The organism is Amycolatopsis lurida, assembly GCF_900105055.1.
Lineage (GTDB): Bacteria > Actinomycetota > Actinomycetes > Mycobacteriales > Pseudonocardiaceae > Amycolatopsis > Amycolatopsis lurida.
On the sequence record NZ_FNTA01000004.1, the window covers coordinates 5186735 to 5203480 of the forward strand.

Genomic DNA, 16746 nt, shown 5'->3' on the forward strand with positions numbered 1-16746 from the left:
CGCGGAGCTGAGACGTAGCCGGGAAAGTGACCCTGAGCGTGAACCCGCCCCGGCCGCAGGCCCCGCTATCGCGGTGGCAGGGCGCCCTGCTCGTCACCGTCACAGGTATGACGAGGCCGCGTCCCGCCGACGTCGATCGCGGTCGCGGGTTCACCAACGACACTGACGCCCCGACGCAGTGGTTCAGAAAGGGCACAATGAGCTCTGACGCGCACCTGTCCGATCAGTTCGCCGAAACGCTGTCGAAAATGCGTTCCGCGGGGGCCCACGCCATGGAGCTGGCGGCCCTGCGGCGGCGCCTCGAGCAGTTGTCCGAACCCGGCGCCGGCCAATTGCCGGGCAGCGAACTCGAACCGCTCGAGGACATCAGCAGGCTCGTCGACCTGCCCGAGCCGAACGCCGAAGAAGGGCGCCGCGTCCTGGACCGCACCGCGGTTCTGAAGCTCAACGGCGGGCTCGGCACGAGCATGGGGCTCACCGGGCCGAAGTCGCTGCTGGAGATCAAACCGGGCAAGACGTTCCTCGACGTCATCGCCATGCAGGTGCTCTCCATCCGCGAGAAGTACAGCGCGCGGCTTCCGCTGATCCTGATGAATTCGGCGGGCACCCGCGGACCTTCGCTGGAGCTGCTGAAGAAGTACCCCGATCTCGCCGACGATGTCATCCCGGCCGACTTCCTGCAGGGCCGCGAGCCGAAGATCACCGCCGACGGCAGGCCCGCCGAATGGCCGTCGAACCCGGAACTCGAGTGGTGCCCGCCGGGGCACGGCGACATCTACATCGCGCTCGCGGTGAGCGGGATGCTCGAAACGCTGCTGGCGGAGGGCATCCGCTGGTGTTTCGTGTCCAACGCCGACAACCTCGGCGCGCTGCCGGACGCGCGGATCGCCGCGTGGCTGGCGAAGGAGAACATCCCGTTCGCGATGGAGACGGTGCTCGGCACGGCGGCCGACCGCAAGGGCGGGCACCTCGCGCGGCGCGCGGGCCGGATCGTCCTGCGGGAATCCGCGCAGGTCCCCGATGGCGACGACTCGTTCGGCGACGTCGGCAAGTGGCGGTTCTACAACACCAACAACATCTGGGTCGACCTCGAACGGCTGAAGGGGCTCCAGGACACCGACCCGGCCGCGCCGCGGCTGCCGCTGATCGTGAACCGGAAGACCGTCGATCCGGCCGACGCGGCCAGCACGCCGGTGATCCAGCTCGAAACGGCGATGGGCGCGGCGATCGGCTCCGTCGAGGGCGCGCGGGCCATCGAAATCCCGCGGACCCGGTTCGCGCCGGTCAAGACCACCGACGACCTGCTCGTCGTCCGGTCCGACGCGTACGTGCTCGACGAGAGCGGGGAGATGATCCCGGAGTTCACCACCACCCCGCCGGTCGTGTCGCTGAGCAAGGAGTTCTACAAGCTCCTGCCGGACTTCGACGCGCGTATCCCTTCCGCGCCTTCGCTGAAGGAGTGCTCGAGCCTCTCGGTGGACGGTGACGTCACCTTCGGGAAGAACGTCGTCGTCCGCGGAGACGTGAAGATCACCGGGTCGAAAACCGTTCCGGACGGCGAAGTCCTCTAGCGCCGCTGGGCGATGAACACGTATTCGCGTCCTGGACGATCCGGGGCGTCCCGGACGTCCAGGACGCGAAAACCGTGCTCCGCCAGCAAGGTTTCCAGTTCTTCGCGTTCACGGAACCACAGCGTCGAGTCCGAGGTGACGACCTCGCCGTCGGGGAACCGGTAGCTGTACCGGAACGACACGAACGGGAGGTTCACCTCGGTGACCTCGCGCCACTGCTCGACCTCGCCGACGCCGGGGACGTCGATGACGTCGTGCGCGGTGTCGGCGGCCCAGTCCTCCCACACGCGGCGCCCGGGGCGCCGGATCTCGAAGACCAGGTGACCGCCCGGCACCAGCGCGGTGCGGATGCCTTCGAGCGTCCGGCGCCATTCGACGTCGGTCAGGAAGACCTGGGCCACGTTCCCGGTCATCACCGCGAGATCGGCGCCGGCGTCACCCGCCGCTTTCGCGTCGCCGTGGATCCAGGTGATCTTCCCGCCCGGGTCTTTGGCCCTCGCGATCTCCAGTGACGCTTCCGCGGGATCAACCCCTACGACCTCTATCCCGCGTTCGGCGAGGAGAACGGCCAGGCAGCCGGTGCCGCAGCCGACGTCGAGCACTCTCTTCGCCCCGAGTTCGCCGATGATGCCGAGGTAGTGCTCCAGATCGTCGCGAGCGCCGTCGAAGGCGTCGTAGATCGGTGCGAGCCGGGCGTGGGCGAAGAGCGCGTCAGGCATTGGACGACGATAGTTCCGGGACGGGTTCGCGGGCCACGGATTTACGGTCTCGCCGGACCCACCAGGTGCTCGAACCAGACATTCGGTTCGACGTAGACGCCGATGTCCAGCGCCGAGGAGGCGAGAACCGGCGCGATCCCGCCCGGCACAGCCGTGAGGCCGTCCCGGAGTTCGACGCCGGTCCACGCCTTCCACTGAGCGAAGGTGCCCGTGACCGTCATCGCGAACGGCGCCACCTTCATGAACCGTGCGCCGAGCCGTTCATGCGTGCGCAGCCACGGATCCTCCGGCAGCCCGTCCGCGCGACGGCGGGCGATGTAGTCCTGAAAGGACAGTCTTGGTTCGTTCTCCTTCCCGGCCGGGCGGACCGGCACGACGAGCTTGCGCATACCTGTTTCTGAGGCGCGTTTTTTCAATGCCTGCAACGCTTTGGCGGCCAGGCCGCCACCGCGGCGGCCTGGCGCGACCAGTACTTCGAGTGCGACCAGTGTCTTCGTCTCACGGGTGCTCATCAGATCTTCCGCGGCCCAGATCAGGGCTGCGTCCCAGCCGTGGTCCGGCAGCTCCGGGCGTTCGGCCGTCGGGAAGCCGACCGGGACGGCGGCGGTTCTCGCCACCGGTACGCCGTCTTCCAGCAGTACGAGGAAGTACTCCGGCCAGCGGGCCGCCAGGTGGGACGATTTCGCCAGCAGGCCCGCCAGGCCGTGCTGGAGGAATTCGCCGCCGACACCGCCGAGGGCGAGCGCGGGTTCACGCAAGTCGGGCCGGGTGGCCAGGTCTTCGATCACGATCATGCCCTCAGTAGACCCGAGGACACGCTTTTCTCACGAGATAGATTTCAGGTATGCGAGGGGAGCGCGGGTCAGGCGACGGGGTGCACGCCTGTCCTTGCTGTGGCTGTCTCACGGTGGGCGAGCGCGGTGCGTATGAGATCTGCCCTGTCTGCTTCTGGGAGGACGATGGGCAGGATGATCACGACGCGGACGTCGTCCGAGGCGGCCCCAACGGACGCCTGTCACTCACGGTTGCTCGGCTGAACTTCGAACTTCACGGTGCCTGCGAAGAGGCGCATGTTCACCATGTCCGGCCGCCGGAACCGGACGAGTTCTCTCCCGGCGGAAGCGCTGACTAGCGCACGGGCAGCGCGCGGCGCCGTCCTGCGATACCGGTGGTGTTGAGGTTGGCGCGCTCGCCGGCGGAATGCCCGTCGAGGTAGCCGCTGCCGGACAACCGCCTCGGCGGCGCCGAGCGCAGATCTCCGTATTGCTCGTCGTACGCCTGCTTGACCATCGCCGTCCGGTCCCGGATCACGAGTTCGGCCGACCGGTGACCGGCGGCGGCCGTATGCGTCCTGGCGGCGGTGTCCTCACTGTTGCGAAGCCGTTCGTAGACCGCGCCGGAGAACCCGTGCAGCCAGGTGCGCCGGTACGCCGCCAGCGATTCGCCCGCGAACACCCGGTTCTCCGGGCGGACCCGGGTCAGCTGGGTGGTCGCCTGCAGCAGCAGGCTCGTGTACAGCAGCTCCGTGCGTTCCAGATCGGAGCGGAAACCGAACACCGTCACCGCGGTGACCGACTGGCCGAGCCGGTGGAGCAGGGCCCGGCAGCGCAGCGGATGCGCGATGTTCGTGAGCAGCCCCGCCTTGTCCCGGCTGTACGGGTTGTCGAGCGGGATCATGATCTGGGTGATCTCGTCCGCGGTCGCCCCGGAGGCGGCCAGCAGCGCCTGATCGATGCCGTACCGGGCGATCAGTTCGGCGGCCTTGGTGTTGTACGACTCGGCTTCGGCCTCGGTGACCGCCGGGTCCTCCGCCTTCGCGAGGAGTTTCCGGACGCGCGCGAGCAGCGTGTCATGGTCGGGCATGGCCCTCCTTCCTGATTGGGTTGGAACGGATCAATCTAGGAGAGAGGTCCGACAATATTCGGGTGAGCTGTCGCCGATCCCGGCAAGGGGGCACTATGGCGGTCGACGTGTCGGTGGTCGGTTCCGGTCCGAACGGGCTCGCGGCGGCGGTCCTGCTGGTCAGAGCGGGGCGGACGGTCGAGGTGCACGAGGCGGCGGAGGAGATCGGCGGCGGGACGCGCACGGCTTCGCTGTTCGATGACGAGGTCCGTCACGATATTTGCGCCACCGGGCATCCGCTGGCCGCGGCGTCCCCGTTCTTCCGCTGGTTCGATCTCGCCGCGCACGGTGTCGATCTCCTGCGGCCGGAGATCGCGTACGCGCATCCTCTGGACGGTGGCCGCGCCGGGCTCGCCTACGAAGATCTCGACCGGACCTGTGACGCTCTCGGCACGGACGGCCCCCGATGGCGTCGTCTGCTGGGGCCGCTGGCCGAACACAGCCGCGAGCTGGCCGAGCTCCTCCTCGGGGACCTTCGCCATCCTCCCCGCGATCCTCGGGCCGCCGCCCTTCTCCCGGCCAGGATCGCGATGCTCGCCGCCGGTCTGGAGCGCCACCTGTTCACCGGCCCGGAGGCGCCCGCCCTTCTTGCCGGAGTCGCCGCGCACGTGATGGGCCGCCAGCCCTCGCTCGCCGCGGCGGGCGCGACACTCCTGCTCGGTCATCTGGCGCACTCGACCGGCTGGCCGATCGCCCGTGGCGGCAGCCAGACCATCACCGAGGCGCTCGCCGCCGACGTCCGGGCGCATGGCGGACGGATCCACACCGGCAGCCGGATCACCGATCTGCGGCAACTCGCGAAATCGCGCACGGTGATCCTCGACATCGCCCCGCGCGGTTTCCTCGAAATCGCCGGCGATCTGCTGCCGCCGCGATACCGGAAGGCGCTGGTGTCCTATCGCTACGGACCCGGCGTGGCGAAGGTCGATTTCCTCGTTTCCGAACCGGTCCCGTGGGCGGTGCCGGAGGTGGGCAAGGCGGGCACCGTCCATCTCGGAGGCACGCGGGACGAGGTCTACGCCGCCGAAAACGCCATCGCGCGCGGGAAGGACGCGGACGACCGGTTCGTGCTCGTGTCGGATCCGATGGCGCTCGACCCGTCCCGCGGGCTGCCGGGCAAACGGCCGGTGTGGGCGTATTGCCATGTGCCGCGAGGGGATCCGCGAGACGCCACGGAACTGATCCGGCGGCGGATCGAACGCTTCGCGCCCGGATTCTCCGACACGGTCCTGTCGAGCCGTTGTCTCACCGCGCCGGAACTCGAGGCGTACAACGCGAACTATCCCGGCGGTGACGTCGCCGCCGGCGCGGTGGATCTGCGGCAGATCCTCGGACGGCCGGTCACCCGGTGGAATCCGCATCGCACTCCGCTCGACGGGGTCTTCCTGTGTTCGGCGTCGACGGCGCCGGGGCCGGGCGTGCATGGCATGGGTGGCTGGCATGCCGCGAAATCCGTCTTGGGCAAGGACTTCCCGGTTCAGCCCAGATAGGCGTCGAGGGTGACGGCCAGTGCCCTTTCCGGTGACGGCGCGAAGCTCGCGCCGGCCAGCCCGCCCCACAGCCACAGCTGGGCGAGACCGTGCAGCGACGCCCACAGCGAGGAAGCGAGCAGCCGCGGATCGGTCGTGGGATGCCAGCCTCCTTCCTGGAGTTCGGCGACCATTCCGGCGAAGAAGTCGAACACCGCGCTACTCACCCGGGTGAGTTCGGGATCGTCCGCGTCGATGAGGTCGCGGCGGAACATCAGCTCGAACATCGCCGGATTGGCCAGCGCGAAATCGAGGTAGCCGTGGCAGGCCGCGATGAGCCGTTCGCGCGGTGTCCCGTCCGGCAGGCCGGTGCCGCGATCGAGCAGTTCGGTGTAGCCGCGAGTGGCGACCGCCGAAAGCAAGGCCGCGCGGCCGGGGAAATGCCGCAGCGGCGCACCGTGCGAAACGCCGGCGGCCTTGGCGATCCCGCGCAGTGTCACGGCGCCGACGCCCTCTTCGGCCAGCAGGTTCGCCGCGGTGTCGATCAGGCGGGTTCGGGCGCCCACGCCAGGGTCTCCTCGTGGACGGGAAGGAGTTCGGGGCGCTTCGGCAGGAAACCGTCGCCCGGCTGACGCCCGATGAGCCGGTTGCGGAACCGGCTGACCGCCACCGGGAGGACCTCTCGCGTCAGCCACCGCAGATCCGCGCGCACACCGGGGCGTCCCGCCGATCCGGGCAGCGGGGCGAGCCAGGCCGGGTCGTGGGAGACGCCGAGCCTGCCGAGGACGTGCCCGGCCAGGCGTCGATGGCCCTCCTCGGACAGGTGCAGCCGATCCGGGCCGAAGTAGCGGGAATCGTGCGCGGCGTCGTCCGGCCAGAGGTCGACGAGGGTCGCGCCGTAGCTGACGGACGCCTCGCGGACGGCGTCGTTCAGCGCGGTGAGCCGCGGGCGCATGCGGTGGCCCATCGGCATGCGGTGGGAGATGTCGCTGAGGGTGAAGGTGACGACGCGCGGCGCGATCTCGGTGCAGGCGCGGACGGCCGTGTCGACGCGGCGGGCGACCGTGCGCGCGTCCCAGCCGCGGCTCATCACGTCGTTTCCGCCGCCGAACAAGGCGATCAGGTCCGGCTGGAGCCTGCTCGCCGCCGGGGTCTGTTCGGTGTGGATCTGGTCGAGCCTGCGGCCGCGGACCGCGAGGTTGGCGTAACGGAAACCGGGCTCTTCCTCGGCGAGGCGTGCCGCGACGAAGTCGGCCCAGCCACGGTAGAAGCCGCCCGACGGATGCGGATCGGCCAGCCCTTCGGCGCAGCTGTCGCCGAGCGCGACGAAACGTTGATAGCCCATCCAGATCTCCGTAACCACGAGTTCACCTTGTGGACACTGTCTATCAAACTGATGTAGACGCTGTCTACTCAGCCCGGTCTGGCAGGCTCGGGTCATGATCGATGACGTCGCGAAGGAGCACTTGCACGGCGATCTGCGAGAGCTCCGCGAGGTGCTGCTCCAGAAGATCGAAGGGCTGGGTGAGTACGAGATCCGCCGTCCGCTGACCCGGACCGGGACCAACCTTCTCGGTTTGGTCAAGCATCTGGCGCTCTGGGAATCCCGGTACTTCGGGGAGGTTTTCGACCGCCCCTTCCCTGAGCCGCTGCCCCGGTGGGATGACCTCGGGCAGCGGGGCGCCGACCTGTGGGTCACCGAGCACGAGACCCGCGAGGAGATCGTCGGCCGCTACCGCCGCGCTTGGGCGCACTCGGACGCGACGATCGCGGCTCTGTCCCTCGATTCGCCTGGTCACGTGCCCTGGTGGCCGCGACCGGGGGTGACGTTGTTCGCCGTCCTGGTCCACATGCTCACCGAGACCGCCCGCCACGCCGGGCACGCCGACATCTTGCGCGAACAACTGGACGGCTCGATCGAGGCGGCCACCGGGGAGCGCGACGAGGCCTTCTGGGAGGCCAGGCGCGACCGGATCGAGCGAGCAGCCGTCAAGGCCGCCCGGACAGAACGCGGGCACGATGCGTAAAGGCGACGGCGCGTCGTGGATCGCCCTCGGGGAGGATCCGGCACAGCGCGTCGACGATCTCCAGGTCGTCGGCTCCGCTGGGGGTCTCCCAGTACGACCACAGCGCAGCCGCGTCCCCGCCGCCGAGCACGACCCGGCGAACCGACGCGGTGACCGACTCGCGCTCTTCGCGCACGGCCGGTGACTCCGATTCGGGCAGTAGCGGCCCGCGGAACGCGTTCGCGGCCACAGTGACGTCGCCCCGTTTGAGCGCCGCGCGGACGCGCAGGAAGTCGGCGTCGACCTCGGCGGAAAGCCGGTACGGCCGGGTCTGCACGATGTCGGAGCCGAGCTGCGTCCGCAGCCGGTGGATCTCCGCGCGGACGGTCACCGGGTTGCCGCTCTCGCCGTAGAGCAGCAGGGCCAGCCGCTCCGCCGAGAGGCCGCCAGGATTCAGCGCGAGCAACGTGAGGATCTCCGCGTGCCGCAAGGTGAACGGCACCTCGCGACCGTCCACTGTGGTCGATGGTGGCCCGTCGGTGAGGAACTCCAGCGCGAGCCGTGGGCGCCTCGACGGGCCCCGGCTTCGCAGGCGCAGCAGGTAGCCCTCGCGCAACGGCTCCACCGTGCCGAGCCGTCCGTCGGGCAGGGTGACCGCGCCGCCGCCGGGCCGGATGTCCACAGTGGAGGGAAGATCGCCGCAGGCTTCGGCCGCCAGCACGCGTCCCTTCGCGGAAAGCAGGGCACCCGGCGCGCCGCGCAGCGCCTCCAGATGGGACATGTTCGCGGCCCGCAGCCGCTCGTCGCGCATCGCGAGCCGGGCCCGCAACTGGCCTTCGGCGAGCTGCGCGGCCGCCGTGACCAGCGCGAGCATCGCGGGATGGACCGTCCGCAACGGGCCGCTGACGTCGATCGACCCGAGCAGCGCGCCGGACTCCGGGTCGCGCACGGGCGCGGCCGCGCAGGTCCAGCCGTGATAGGTGCGCACCAGGTGCTCGGCCGAGTAGATCTGCACCGGTTCCCCGGTGGCGAGCGTGGTGCCCATCGCGTTCGTCCCGATGACGTCTTCACTCCACCGGGTGCCTTCTGCGAGCATCACGCCGTCCGCGCGCCGCAGCACGCCCGCCGCGCCCTCGCGCCACAGGATGTGCCCGGCGGCGTCGGTCACGATCATCATGTGCTCGGCGTCGTCGGCGATGCTCACCAGCGTCTGCCGCAGGGTCGGCAGCACCGGCGCCAGCGGATGCTCCTCCCGGAGGCCGCTCACCTCGCCGGAGTCGTAGACCAGGGGCGCGACCCCCTTGTCCGGGTCGACGCGCGCGGCGAGCGAGCGATTCCACGAAGCCGACACGACCGACCTGGGGGAACGCGGCGCGGGAACACCGGAGAGGACGGCGTCGTGGACGTCTTTCAGCAGCCGCGCGTACGCCTGAGGGTCACGCGGCGACGCTTCACCTCCGGGCAGCTCCGCCACGTTTCCGAGAATAGGTGACCGCGCTCACTTCGGTGCAACGTGCGTGCAACCCCGCCAGCCCTAGCTTCGCCGTCATCCGTCACCCCTAGCGATGAGGCAGGAAAGATGGCCAAGTACGCGGCACCGAACACCGAAGGCAGCGTCGTCAGCTACGAATCGCGCTACGACCACTACATCGGAGGCGAGTACGTACCGCCCGCGAGCGGTCAGTACTTCGAGAACCCCACCCCGGTGACCGGACAGGTGTTCACCGAGGTCGCCCGCGGCACCGCCGCCGACATAGACCGCGCGCTCGACGCGGCCGAAGGCGCGGCCGCGGCCTGGGGCCGGACGTCGGTGGACGAGCGGTCGAACGTGCTGCTCCGGATCGCCGACCGGATGGAACAGAACCTCGAGGCGATCGCCGTCGCCGAATCGTGGGAGAACGGCAAACCGGTCCGTGAGACCCTCGCCGCCGACATCCCCCTCGCGATCGACCACTTCCGCTACTTCGCCGGCGCCCTGCGCGCCCAGGAGGGCGGCATCTCCCAGATCGACGACAACACCGTCGCCTACCACTTCCACGAGCCGCTCGGCGTCGTCGGCCAGATCATCCCGTGGAACTTCCCGCTGCTGATGGCGGTCTGGAAGCTCGCGCCCGCGCTCGCCGCGGGCAACGCGATCGTGCTCAAACCCGCCGAGCAGACCCCGGCGTCGATCCACCTGCTGATGTCGCTCATCGGCGATCTGATCCCGCCGGGCGTGCTGAACATCGTCAACGGTTTCGGCGTCGAGGCGGGCAAGCCGCTCGCGTCGAGCAACCGCGTGCGGAAGGTCGCCTTCACCGGCGAGACCACCACCGGACGGCTGATCCTGCAGTACGCCAGCGAGAACATCATCCCGGTCACCGTCGAACTCGGCGGCAAGAGCCCGAACATCTTCTTCGACGACGTCGCCGCGGCCAACGACGCGTTCTACGACAAGGCGCAGGAAGGGTTCGCGCTCTTCGCGTTGAACCAGGGCGAGGTCTGCACCTGCCCGTCGCGGACGCTGATCCAGTCCGGTATCTACGACCGGTTCCTCGGCGACGCCGTCGAGCGGGTCAAGAAGATCAAGCAGGGGCACCCGCTCGACACCGAGACGCAGATCGGCGCGCAGGCCTCCAACGACCAGCTGGAGAAGATCCTTTCCTACATCGACATCGGCCAGAAGGAAGGCGCGAAGATCCTCACCGGCGGCGAGCGCAGCGACCTCGGCGGTGACCTGTCGGGCGGCTACTACGTGCAGCCGACGGTCTTCGAGGGCGACAACAAGATGCGGATCTTCCAGGAGGAGATCTTCGGGCCGGTCGTCTCGGTGGCGAAGTTCGACGACTACGCCGACGCGCTGAAGATCGCCAACGACACGCTGTACGGCCTCGGCGCCGGTGTCTGGTCGCGCGACGGCAACACCGCCTACCGCGCCGGCCGCGACATCCAGGCGGGCCGGGTGTGGGTCAACAACTACCACGCCTACCCGGCGCACGCGGCCTTCGGCGGCTACAAGGCGTCCGGGATCGGGCGCGAGAACCACAAGATGATGCTGGACCACTACCAGCAAACCAAGAACATGCTCGTGTCCTATTCGGACAGTGCGCTCGGGTTCTTCTGATGGCCGAGCGGGTCGGCTTGACACCGGCCGCCGCGGAGCTGCTGCGGCGGCTGGTGTCACTCCACGGGCAGGTGATGTTCCACCAGTCCGGCGGATGCTGCGACGGGAGCGCCCCGATGTGCTACCCGGCGGGCGAATTCCGCATCGGGGCGTCCGACGTCCACCTTGGTGACCTGAGCGTCGAGGGCATCGACGACGTTCCGGTGTGGATGTCGGGCCCCCAGTTCGAGTACTGGAAGCACACGCATCTGACCATCGACGTCGTTCCGGGCCGGGGGAGCGGATTCTCCTTGGAGGCGCCCGAAGGGGTCCGCTTCCTGGTCCGGTTCCGGCTGTTCAGCGATGCGGAGTCGGCTGAGCTGAACGGCCCAGCAACGCGATGAGCCGGTCGCCCGGTCCGGCGCCCGGCGGTGCCTCGACAGCGTGGTCGAAGGCGCCGCCGGGCCCGCGCACCGGCATCACGTCGGGGTAGCGGGTCGCCACTTTCAACGCGGCCTCGGCGAGCTCGTCGTCCCAGTGGTGTTCGCGGCCCAGGGCGGTGTCGAGGTCCCAGTGGTGGGTGAGGGTGTCGACGAACAGCACAGCCAGCGCGTTCTTCCCGGGGAGCGTGCCGAAGCTCCCGAAGTCGAAGGTCTTCTCCAGCGCTTCGCCGTCGAAGGCCGCGAGGAACTCGGCGGAACTCTCTTCGTAGGACCTGGCGAGGTCGTCGTCGGCTGACGGCCGGCTCTTCATCGGGTGGCCGGTCGCCTGCGCGGTGCGGGAATCGTGCCCTTCGATCAGGTGTTTCACGATGTCGCGGACGGTCCACTCGGCGCAGGGGGTCGAGCGGTCCCAGTCGTCCGCGCCGATTCCGGCGATTGTGGTCCCGGTGGCGCGATGTGCCCTTGTCGTGAGCGAGATGAGATCCATGGCGGCAATGTATACGAACGGTCGTGCTATCTTCTAGGGTGTGAGCACTCTCGAAGTGAACGAGGTCTTCGTCGGGCGACCGTCGGTGCTGGGGATGAAGCGCGACGTCCCGGTGTACAGCGCCATCGCGAAGTCACGGGTGGAAGCGCCGTCTTTGAAATTGGACGAGATCAACTTGGCCGGTGACGACCAGTCGGACCGCACGGTCCATGGCGGGGTCGACAAAGCGGTTTACGTCTATCCGGCGACGCACTACGCGGCCTGGGCCGAGCAGGGCTTCCCGGTGGGCGCGGGCGATTTCGGGGAGAACGCGTCGGTGACTGGCGCCGACGAACACGACGTGCGCGTCGGTGACATCTGGGCCTGGGGAGACGCGCTGGTCCAGGTCTCGCAGCCGCGCACGCCGTGTTTCAAGCTCGCGATGAAGACCGGGCGCAAGGACGTCATCCCGGCCATGATCGATTCCGGGCGCAGCGGCTGGTACCTGCGGGTACTCCGGGCCGGCGAGGTGCCCACTACGGGGCGCATGACGCTCGAAGAACGCGATCCGGTGAATCCGACGATCGCCGAGGTCTACGTCGCCTCGTTCACCAATGTCGCCCAGCTGGATGACGACCGTCGCGACGCGTACTGGTCGCTGCTGGACCGGGTGCTCGCGGCACCGGCGCTTTCCCGGCAGTACCGTGACGGCCTGGAATCGGCGAAGAGGCGGCGAGAGGAACGGAATGCCGGTTGACGGCCGGGTGGCCCGAGGCGACGCGACGAGGCGGATCGTGCTTCGGCGCGCCGTCGACATCGCGTCCGTCGAAGGGCTCGACGGGTTGTCCCTCGGCAGGCTCGCCGCCGAACTGGAACTGAGCAAATCCGGCGTGTTCGCGTTGTTCGGTTCCAAGGAGGAACTGCAGCTCGCGGCGGTCGAGACGGCGAGCGCGATCTTCGCGGAGAACGTCGTCGAGCCGACATTGCGCGTCGAGCAGGGGATCGCGCGGTTGCGCGCGCTGTGCGCGAACTGGCTCGACTACTCGGAACGCCGGGTGTTCCCGGGCGGCTGTTTCTTCTTCAACACCGGCGCCGAGTTCGACGCGCGGACCGGCCGGGTCCACGACGCGGTCGCGAACGCGAGCCGGGCCTTCGCCCAGTTCATCCGGTCCACCGCGGTCGAAGCGCGGAAAGCCGGGCATCTGCGCGAGTCGGTCGACGTGAACCAGCTGGCCTTCGAACTGAACGCGCTCGGGCGGGCCGCGAACGCCGATTCGGTGATGTTCGGCGGGACCGAGCCCTACGCGCTGGCCCGGGCCGCCATCACCGCCCGTCTCGACGCCGCTGCCGTGTGATGAGAGGCCCCTTCATCGCAAATTTCGCAATGAAGGGGCCTCTCATGGCGCGCTACTTCCAGTCGACCTGCGTGGACCGATAGAAGTCGATGTCCTGCTGAACCCAGCGCGGGCTCTGCTTCGCCAGCCGGAGCCGGTAGGCGTCCCAGGTCCGGGAGTCCTTCGGCGACCAGCCGATCTCGGCGTACCCGGGAAGTCTCGGGAACGCCATGAATTCGATGTGGTCACTGGTGATCAGCGTTTCCGACCACAGCGGAGCCTCGACGCCGATGACGTTCTTCTCCGACACACCCTGCAGATACGTGGCCGGATCCCAGTCGTAACCGGTCTTGACCTCGATCAGCCCGGCCCAGCTCAGCCCGAGCGGCGTCTGCGGGTGGTACTTCATGTCCAGGTACGCCTTGTTCGCGGGCGACATCAGGATCTTGTTGCCGCGCGCCGCCGCCTCGGCCACGTGGGCGTCCGTCCCGGTCGTGCCCCAGAACTGCGGGACGGCCGAAACCGGCGGTTTCGTCTTGGCGATGTCGTGCCAGCCGGTGATCGTCTTGCCGTACTTCGCGACGATCGGGTGCACCTTCGTGGCGAAGGTCTGGTAGTCCTCCGGCGTGGTCGAGTGGGCCTCGTCGCCGCCGATGTTGATGTACTTCCCGGGGGTGATCGCCGACAGTTCGCGGATGACGTCGTCGACGAACTTGTAAGTGATGTCCTTGCCGATGCACAGCGAGCTGTAGCCGACCTCGATATCCGTGCGCGGCGGTATCGGCTTGCCGTCGCAGTTCAGTTCGGCGTAGGAATACTGCGCCGCGTTGGTGTGCCCCGGCATGTCGATCTCGGGAACGATCGTGATGTGCCGCGAAGCCGCGTAGCGCACCAGGTCCTTGTACTGCTCCTGCGTGTAGTAGCCGCCGGGAGCGCCGCCGACGGCCGTCTGGCCGCCCACGGTCGCCAGTTTCGGCCAGCTCTTGATCTCGATCCGCCACCCCTGGTCGTCGCTCAGGTGCAGGTGGAGGTTGTTGATCTTGTACTGGGCGATCTGGTCGATGTAGAGCTTGACCTGGTCCGGCGTGAAGAAGTGCCGGGCGACGTCGAGCATCGCGCTGCGGTACCCGAAGCGCGGATAGTCGAGCACCGTGCCGCCCGAAACCACCCACGATCGCTTCTGGACGGTCTTCGCCTCGATCGCGGACGGGAGCAGCTGGCGCAGTGTCTGCACGCCGAGGAACAGGCCCTCGTCGGTGTTCGCCTTCAAGGTCACGCCGGATCTCGACACCTTGAGCTGGTAGCCCTCGGTGCCCACGCGGCCGCTCGCGTGGCCGGTCTCGAGCGAGATGGCGGGGCCGCCGCCGCGGTGACCGCTGACGACGGGCAGCCGGTAACCGGTGGCGGGCCGGAGCAGGCCTGCCAGGTACTCGGCGACCTGCCTGCCTTCGCGGTCGGTGCGGATGACGGTCGCGGGACCGAGCCGGAAGTCGGAGCGGGGATCGGGTTTCGCGTCGACCGGCGCCGGGACGACGTCGGCGACGGTCCGTTCGGCCTTGACGTGCTGCCCCGCGCTCGCCGTCGCGGGCAGGCCGAGCGTCACGAGGCTCAGGACCGCCACGCCGAGCACGGTTCTGGACAGGCGTTTACTCATGGAGCACCTCCGGTCGGATACCTGGAGACTCTCTTCCCTGAGAAGGTATAGACCAATAGGGCAAACACGACAACACCCGATCGGACCAGTACGCCGTACCGATCACCGGTCACTCGCCGCGCAGAACCGCTTTCAGGGCATCGAGAACGCTCGCGTCTTCGATCGTCGAAGGCACCTGCTCGTCGCGGCCGTCGGCGATCCCGCGCATGGTCTTGCGCAGGATCTTCCCGGACCGTGTCTTCGGCAACGCGTCCACAATGGACACGTCGCGGAACGCGGCGACCGGGCCGATGTCGCGGCGTACCAGCGCTACCAACTCGGCCTTGAGCGTTTCCGCGTCGACGTCGGTGCCCGATTTAAGCACCACGAAACCGCGCGGAAGCTGCCCCTTCAGCTGGTCCCGGACCCCGATCACCGCGCATTCGGCGACGGCGGGGTGCGACGCCAGCACGGCCTCCATCGAACCGGTCGAAAGCCGGTGGCCGGCGACGTTGATGACGTCGTCGGTGCGGCCCATGACGAACAGATAGCCGTCTTCGTCGACGTATCCGGAGTCACCCGTCAGGTAGTGGCCTTCGTACCGTGAAAGGTACGCCTCGAGATACCGCTCGTCGTCCTGCCACAACGTCGGCAGCGACCCCGGCGGGAGCGGCAGTTTGAGGGCGATGGCACCTTCCCGCCCGGCGGGGAGTGGGTCACCCGCCTGGTCCAGGATCCGCACGTCCCAGCCCGGCACCGGCTTCGTCGCGGAACCGGGTTTGACCGGCATCGGTTCCAGTCCGCGCGGATTCGCCGCGATCGGCCAGCCGGTCTCGGTCTGCCACCAGTGGTCGATCACCGGCACCCCGAGCTTCCCATGCGCCCAGTGGTAGGTCTCCGGGTCGAGCCGTTCACCTGCCATGAACAACGTCTTGAATCCGCTGAGCTGGTATTTTCCGATTTCGGCCGCGTCCGGATCGACCTTCTTGATCGCCCGCAACGCCGTCGGCGCGGTGAACAACGCCTTCACCCCGTGATCGGCGATGACCCGCCAGAACGCGCCCGCGTCCGGGGTCCCGACCGGCTTGCCCTCGTACATGACCGTGGTCGCCCCGATGACGAGCGGCGCGTACACGATGTAGGAATGGCCGACGACCCAGCCGACGTCGGACGCCGTCCACCAGACGTCACCGGGCCGGATGTCGTAGATCGCGCCCATCGACCAGGCCAGCGCGACCGCGTGCCCGCCGGTGTCGCGCACGACGCCTTTCGGCTTTCCCGTGGTACCGGAGGTGTACAGGATGTACAGCGGATCGGTGGCCGCGACCGGCACCGGGTCGGCGGGGGAGGCCTTCGCGACGAGTCCGGCCCAGTCCGCGTCGCGCTCTCCCATCTCGGCGCGAGCACGCTCCCGCTGCAACACCACGACCTTGTCCGGTTGATGGACGGTGCCCGCGAGCGCCTCGTCGATGATCGGCTTGTATTCGACGACCCGCGTCGGTTCGATCCCGCACGAGGCGGCCACGATGACCTTGGGTTTCGCGTCCTCGATCCGCGCCGCGAGCTCCTTGGGCGCGAAGCCGCCGAACACCACCGAATGCACCGCGCCGAGCCGGGCGCACGCCAGCATCGCGACCGCGGCCTCGGGGACCATCGGCATGTACACGATGACGCGGTCGCCCTTCCCGACGCCGAGAGACGCGAGTGCGCCGGCGAACCGTGCGACTTCGTCCAGCAGTTCCGCGTAGGTGAACCGGCGTACCGAATCGGTGACGGGAGAATCCCAGATCAGCGCGGTCTGCTCGCCGCGGCCGTCCCGCACGTGCCGGTCGAGCGCGTTGAACGCGGTGTTCAGCTCCCCGTCCGGGAACCACCGGTAGAAAGGAGCCTTCGACGCGTCGAGCGCCCGCGTCGGCCGACGGGTCCAGTCGATCGCCTGCGCGGCTTCGAGCCAGAAACCCTCCGGGTCATCGAGGCTCCGCTGGTACGACTCGGCGTGCATCGAATGCTCCTTCGCGTTCGGGTACCGGACCCCATCATGGACTTCCGGCAGGGCCGATGCCCGGTGGTAACGGCGGAGAGACGGCCGCGACAACCCGGCAACCCTGTGCGGGCATGGAG

The 16746-nt window shown here is 68.8% G+C and carries 17 protein-coding genes; 8 read left to right on the forward strand and 9 right to left on the reverse strand.

Translation table 11 applies throughout. The features are described from left to right. The first annotated feature begins 197 nt into the window (after positions 1–197). Complete coding sequence (locus BLW75_RS30005; protein WP_034305985.1) at positions 198–1571, forward strand: UTP--glucose-1-phosphate uridylyltransferase; 1374 nt, start codon at positions 198–200, stop codon at positions 1569–1571. Here the strand turns inward: BLW75_RS30005 and BLW75_RS30010 are convergent. Beyond that, positions 1568–2290 (reverse strand): class I SAM-dependent methyltransferase, encoded by a 723-nt coding sequence (locus BLW75_RS30010; protein ID WP_034305688.1) that lies wholly within the window; start codon positions 2288–2290, stop codon positions 1568–1570. The genes BLW75_RS30005 and BLW75_RS30010 overlap by 4 nt on opposite strands. A 41-nt stretch (positions 2291–2331) precedes the next feature. Next, positions 2332–3084, reverse strand: a complete 753-nt coding sequence (locus tag BLW75_RS30015) for a GNAT family N-acetyltransferase (RefSeq protein ID WP_091598600.1) — start codon at positions 3082–3084, stop codon at positions 2332–2334. A 50-nt stretch (positions 3085–3134) separates the two neighbouring features. Here BLW75_RS30015 and BLW75_RS44225 point away from each other — a divergent pair, with 50 nt between their 5' ends. Then, complete coding sequence (locus BLW75_RS44225) at positions 3135–3422, forward strand: CPCC family cysteine-rich protein (RefSeq protein WP_241783248.1); 288 nt, start codon at positions 3135–3137, stop codon at positions 3420–3422. Here BLW75_RS44225 and BLW75_RS30025 read toward each other — a convergent pair. Continuing rightward, positions 3419–4153, reverse strand: coding sequence for a DUF2786 domain-containing protein (locus BLW75_RS30025; RefSeq protein ID WP_034305686.1), 735 nt, complete (start codon positions 4151–4153; stop codon positions 3419–3421). The genes BLW75_RS44225 and BLW75_RS30025 overlap by 4 nt on opposite strands. A 95-nt stretch (positions 4154–4248) precedes the next feature. Here BLW75_RS30025 and BLW75_RS30030 point away from each other — a divergent pair, with 95 nt between their 5' ends. Further along, positions 4249–5682, forward strand: coding sequence for a phytoene desaturase family protein (locus BLW75_RS30030; protein ID WP_034305684.1), 1434 nt, complete (start codon positions 4249–4251; stop codon positions 5680–5682). Here the strand turns inward: BLW75_RS30030 and BLW75_RS30035 are convergent. After that, on the reverse strand, positions 5670–6227 hold the full coding sequence (locus BLW75_RS30035) for a TetR/AcrR family transcriptional regulator (RefSeq protein WP_034305682.1): 558 nt from the start codon (positions 6225–6227) through the stop codon (positions 5670–5672). The two genes, BLW75_RS30030 and BLW75_RS30035, sit on opposite strands and share 13 nt — an antisense overlap. Beyond that, positions 6206–7006 carry an SGNH/GDSL hydrolase family protein gene (locus tag BLW75_RS30040; protein ID WP_034305680.1) on the reverse strand — a complete coding sequence of 267 codons (801 nt, stop codon included), beginning with the start codon at positions 7004–7006 and terminating at the stop codon, positions 6206–6208. The genes BLW75_RS30035 and BLW75_RS30040 overlap by 22 nt, the downstream gene beginning before the upstream one ends. A gap of 94 nt (positions 7007–7100) precedes the next feature. Between BLW75_RS30040 and BLW75_RS30045 the strand changes: the two genes are divergently transcribed. Next, entirely contained in the window at positions 7101–7688 is a 588-nt protein-coding gene (locus tag BLW75_RS30045; protein WP_034305677.1) for a DinB family protein, read from the forward strand. On the opposite strand, the gene BLW75_RS30050 is transcribed toward BLW75_RS30045, so the two are convergent. After that, entirely contained in the window at positions 7651–9141 is a 1491-nt protein-coding gene (locus BLW75_RS30050) for a helix-turn-helix domain-containing protein (RefSeq protein ID WP_091598603.1), read from the reverse strand. The genes BLW75_RS30045 and BLW75_RS30050 overlap by 38 nt on opposite strands. Positions 9142–9246: 105 nt before the next feature. On the opposite strand from BLW75_RS30050, the gene exaC reads away from it, so the two are divergent. Together exaC and BLW75_RS30060 are read left to right on the forward strand one after the other, a co-directional pair. Continuing rightward, positions 9247–10770 (forward strand): acetaldehyde dehydrogenase ExaC, encoded by a 1524-nt coding sequence (gene exaC, locus BLW75_RS30055; RefSeq protein ID WP_034305675.1) that lies wholly within the window; start codon positions 9247–9249, stop codon positions 10768–10770. Beyond that, the gene (locus tag BLW75_RS30060; RefSeq protein ID WP_034305673.1) at positions 10770–11153 is read left to right on the forward strand and encodes a DUF779 domain-containing protein; all 384 of its coding nucleotides are present in this window, start codon (positions 10770–10772) and stop codon (positions 11151–11153) included. The genes exaC and BLW75_RS30060 overlap by 1 nt, the downstream gene beginning before the upstream one ends. Here BLW75_RS30060 and BLW75_RS30065 read toward each other — a convergent pair. Then, on the reverse strand, positions 11107–11679 hold the full coding sequence (locus tag BLW75_RS30065) for a TIGR03086 family metal-binding protein (protein WP_034305671.1): 573 nt from the start codon (positions 11677–11679) through the stop codon (positions 11107–11109). The two genes, BLW75_RS30060 and BLW75_RS30065, sit on opposite strands and share 47 nt — an antisense overlap. Positions 11680–11719: 40 nt before the next feature. On the opposite strand from BLW75_RS30065, the gene BLW75_RS30070 reads away from it, so the two are divergent. Together BLW75_RS30070 and BLW75_RS30075 are read left to right on the forward strand one after the other, a co-directional pair. Beyond that, positions 11720–12415: an MOSC domain-containing protein gene (locus tag BLW75_RS30070; protein WP_034305669.1), complete on the forward strand. Its 696-nt coding sequence runs from the start codon at positions 11720–11722 to the stop codon at positions 12413–12415. Beyond that, positions 12405–13013: a TetR/AcrR family transcriptional regulator gene (locus BLW75_RS30075; RefSeq protein ID WP_034305668.1), complete on the forward strand. Its 609-nt coding sequence runs from the start codon at positions 12405–12407 to the stop codon at positions 13011–13013. The genes BLW75_RS30070 and BLW75_RS30075 overlap by 11 nt, the downstream gene beginning before the upstream one ends. Before the next feature lie 52 nt (positions 13014–13065). Here the strand turns inward: BLW75_RS30075 and BLW75_RS30080 are convergent, their stop codons facing one another. After that, a complete protein-coding gene (locus BLW75_RS30080; protein WP_034305666.1) occupies positions 13066–14646 on the reverse strand; it encodes a family 20 glycosylhydrolase in 1581 nt (526 codons plus the stop codon). Between the two features lie 109 nt (positions 14647–14755). After that, a complete protein-coding gene (locus BLW75_RS30085; protein ID WP_091598606.1) occupies positions 14756–16627 on the reverse strand; it encodes a propionyl-CoA synthetase in 1872 nt (623 codons plus the stop codon). Positions 16628–16746: the final 119 nt, after the last annotated feature.

Bases quoted from the DNA above. Each gene is read 5' to 3' on its own strand.
- BLW75_RS30005 (WP_034305985.1), top strand. From the start codon at position 198: ATGAGCTCTGACGCGCACCTGTCCGATCAGTTCGCCGAAACGCTGTCG.
- BLW75_RS30015 (WP_091598600.1), bottom strand. From the start codon at position 3,084: ATGATCGTGATCGAAGACCTGGCCACCCGGCCCGACTTGCGTGAACCC.
- BLW75_RS30085 (WP_091598606.1), bottom strand. From the start codon at position 16,627: ATGCACGCCGAGTCGTACCAGCGGAGCCTCGATGACCCGGAGGGTTTC.
- BLW75_RS30065 (WP_034305671.1), bottom strand. From the start codon at position 11,679: ATGGATCTCATCTCGCTCACGACAAGGGCACATCGCGCCACCGGGACC.
- BLW75_RS30010 (WP_034305688.1), bottom strand. From the start codon at position 2,290: ATGCCTGACGCGCTCTTCGCCCACGCCCGGCTCGCACCGATCTACGAC.
- BLW75_RS30030 (WP_034305684.1), top strand. From the start codon at position 4,249: ATGGCGGTCGACGTGTCGGTGGTCGGTTCCGGTCCGAACGGGCTCGCG.
- BLW75_RS30080 (WP_034305666.1), bottom strand. From the start codon at position 14,646: ATGAGTAAACGCCTGTCCAGAACCGTGCTCGGCGTGGCGGTCCTGAGC.
- BLW75_RS30025 (WP_034305686.1), bottom strand. From the start codon at position 4,153: ATGCCCGACCATGACACGCTGCTCGCGCGCGTCCGGAAACTCCTCGCG.
- BLW75_RS30060 (WP_034305673.1), top strand. From the start codon at position 10,770: ATGGCCGAGCGGGTCGGCTTGACACCGGCCGCCGCGGAGCTGCTGCGG.
- BLW75_RS30045 (WP_034305677.1), top strand. From the start codon at position 7,101: ATGATCGATGACGTCGCGAAGGAGCACTTGCACGGCGATCTGCGAGAG.
- BLW75_RS30075 (WP_034305668.1), top strand. From the start codon at position 12,405: ATGCCGGTTGACGGCCGGGTGGCCCGAGGCGACGCGACGAGGCGGATC.
- exaC (WP_034305675.1), top strand. From the start codon at position 9,247: ATGGCCAAGTACGCGGCACCGAACACCGAAGGCAGCGTCGTCAGCTAC.
- BLW75_RS44225 (WP_241783248.1), top strand. From the start codon at position 3,135: ATGCGAGGGGAGCGCGGGTCAGGCGACGGGGTGCACGCCTGTCCTTGC.
- BLW75_RS30040 (WP_034305680.1), bottom strand. From the start codon at position 7,006: ATGGGCTATCAACGTTTCGTCGCGCTCGGCGACAGCTGCGCCGAAGGG.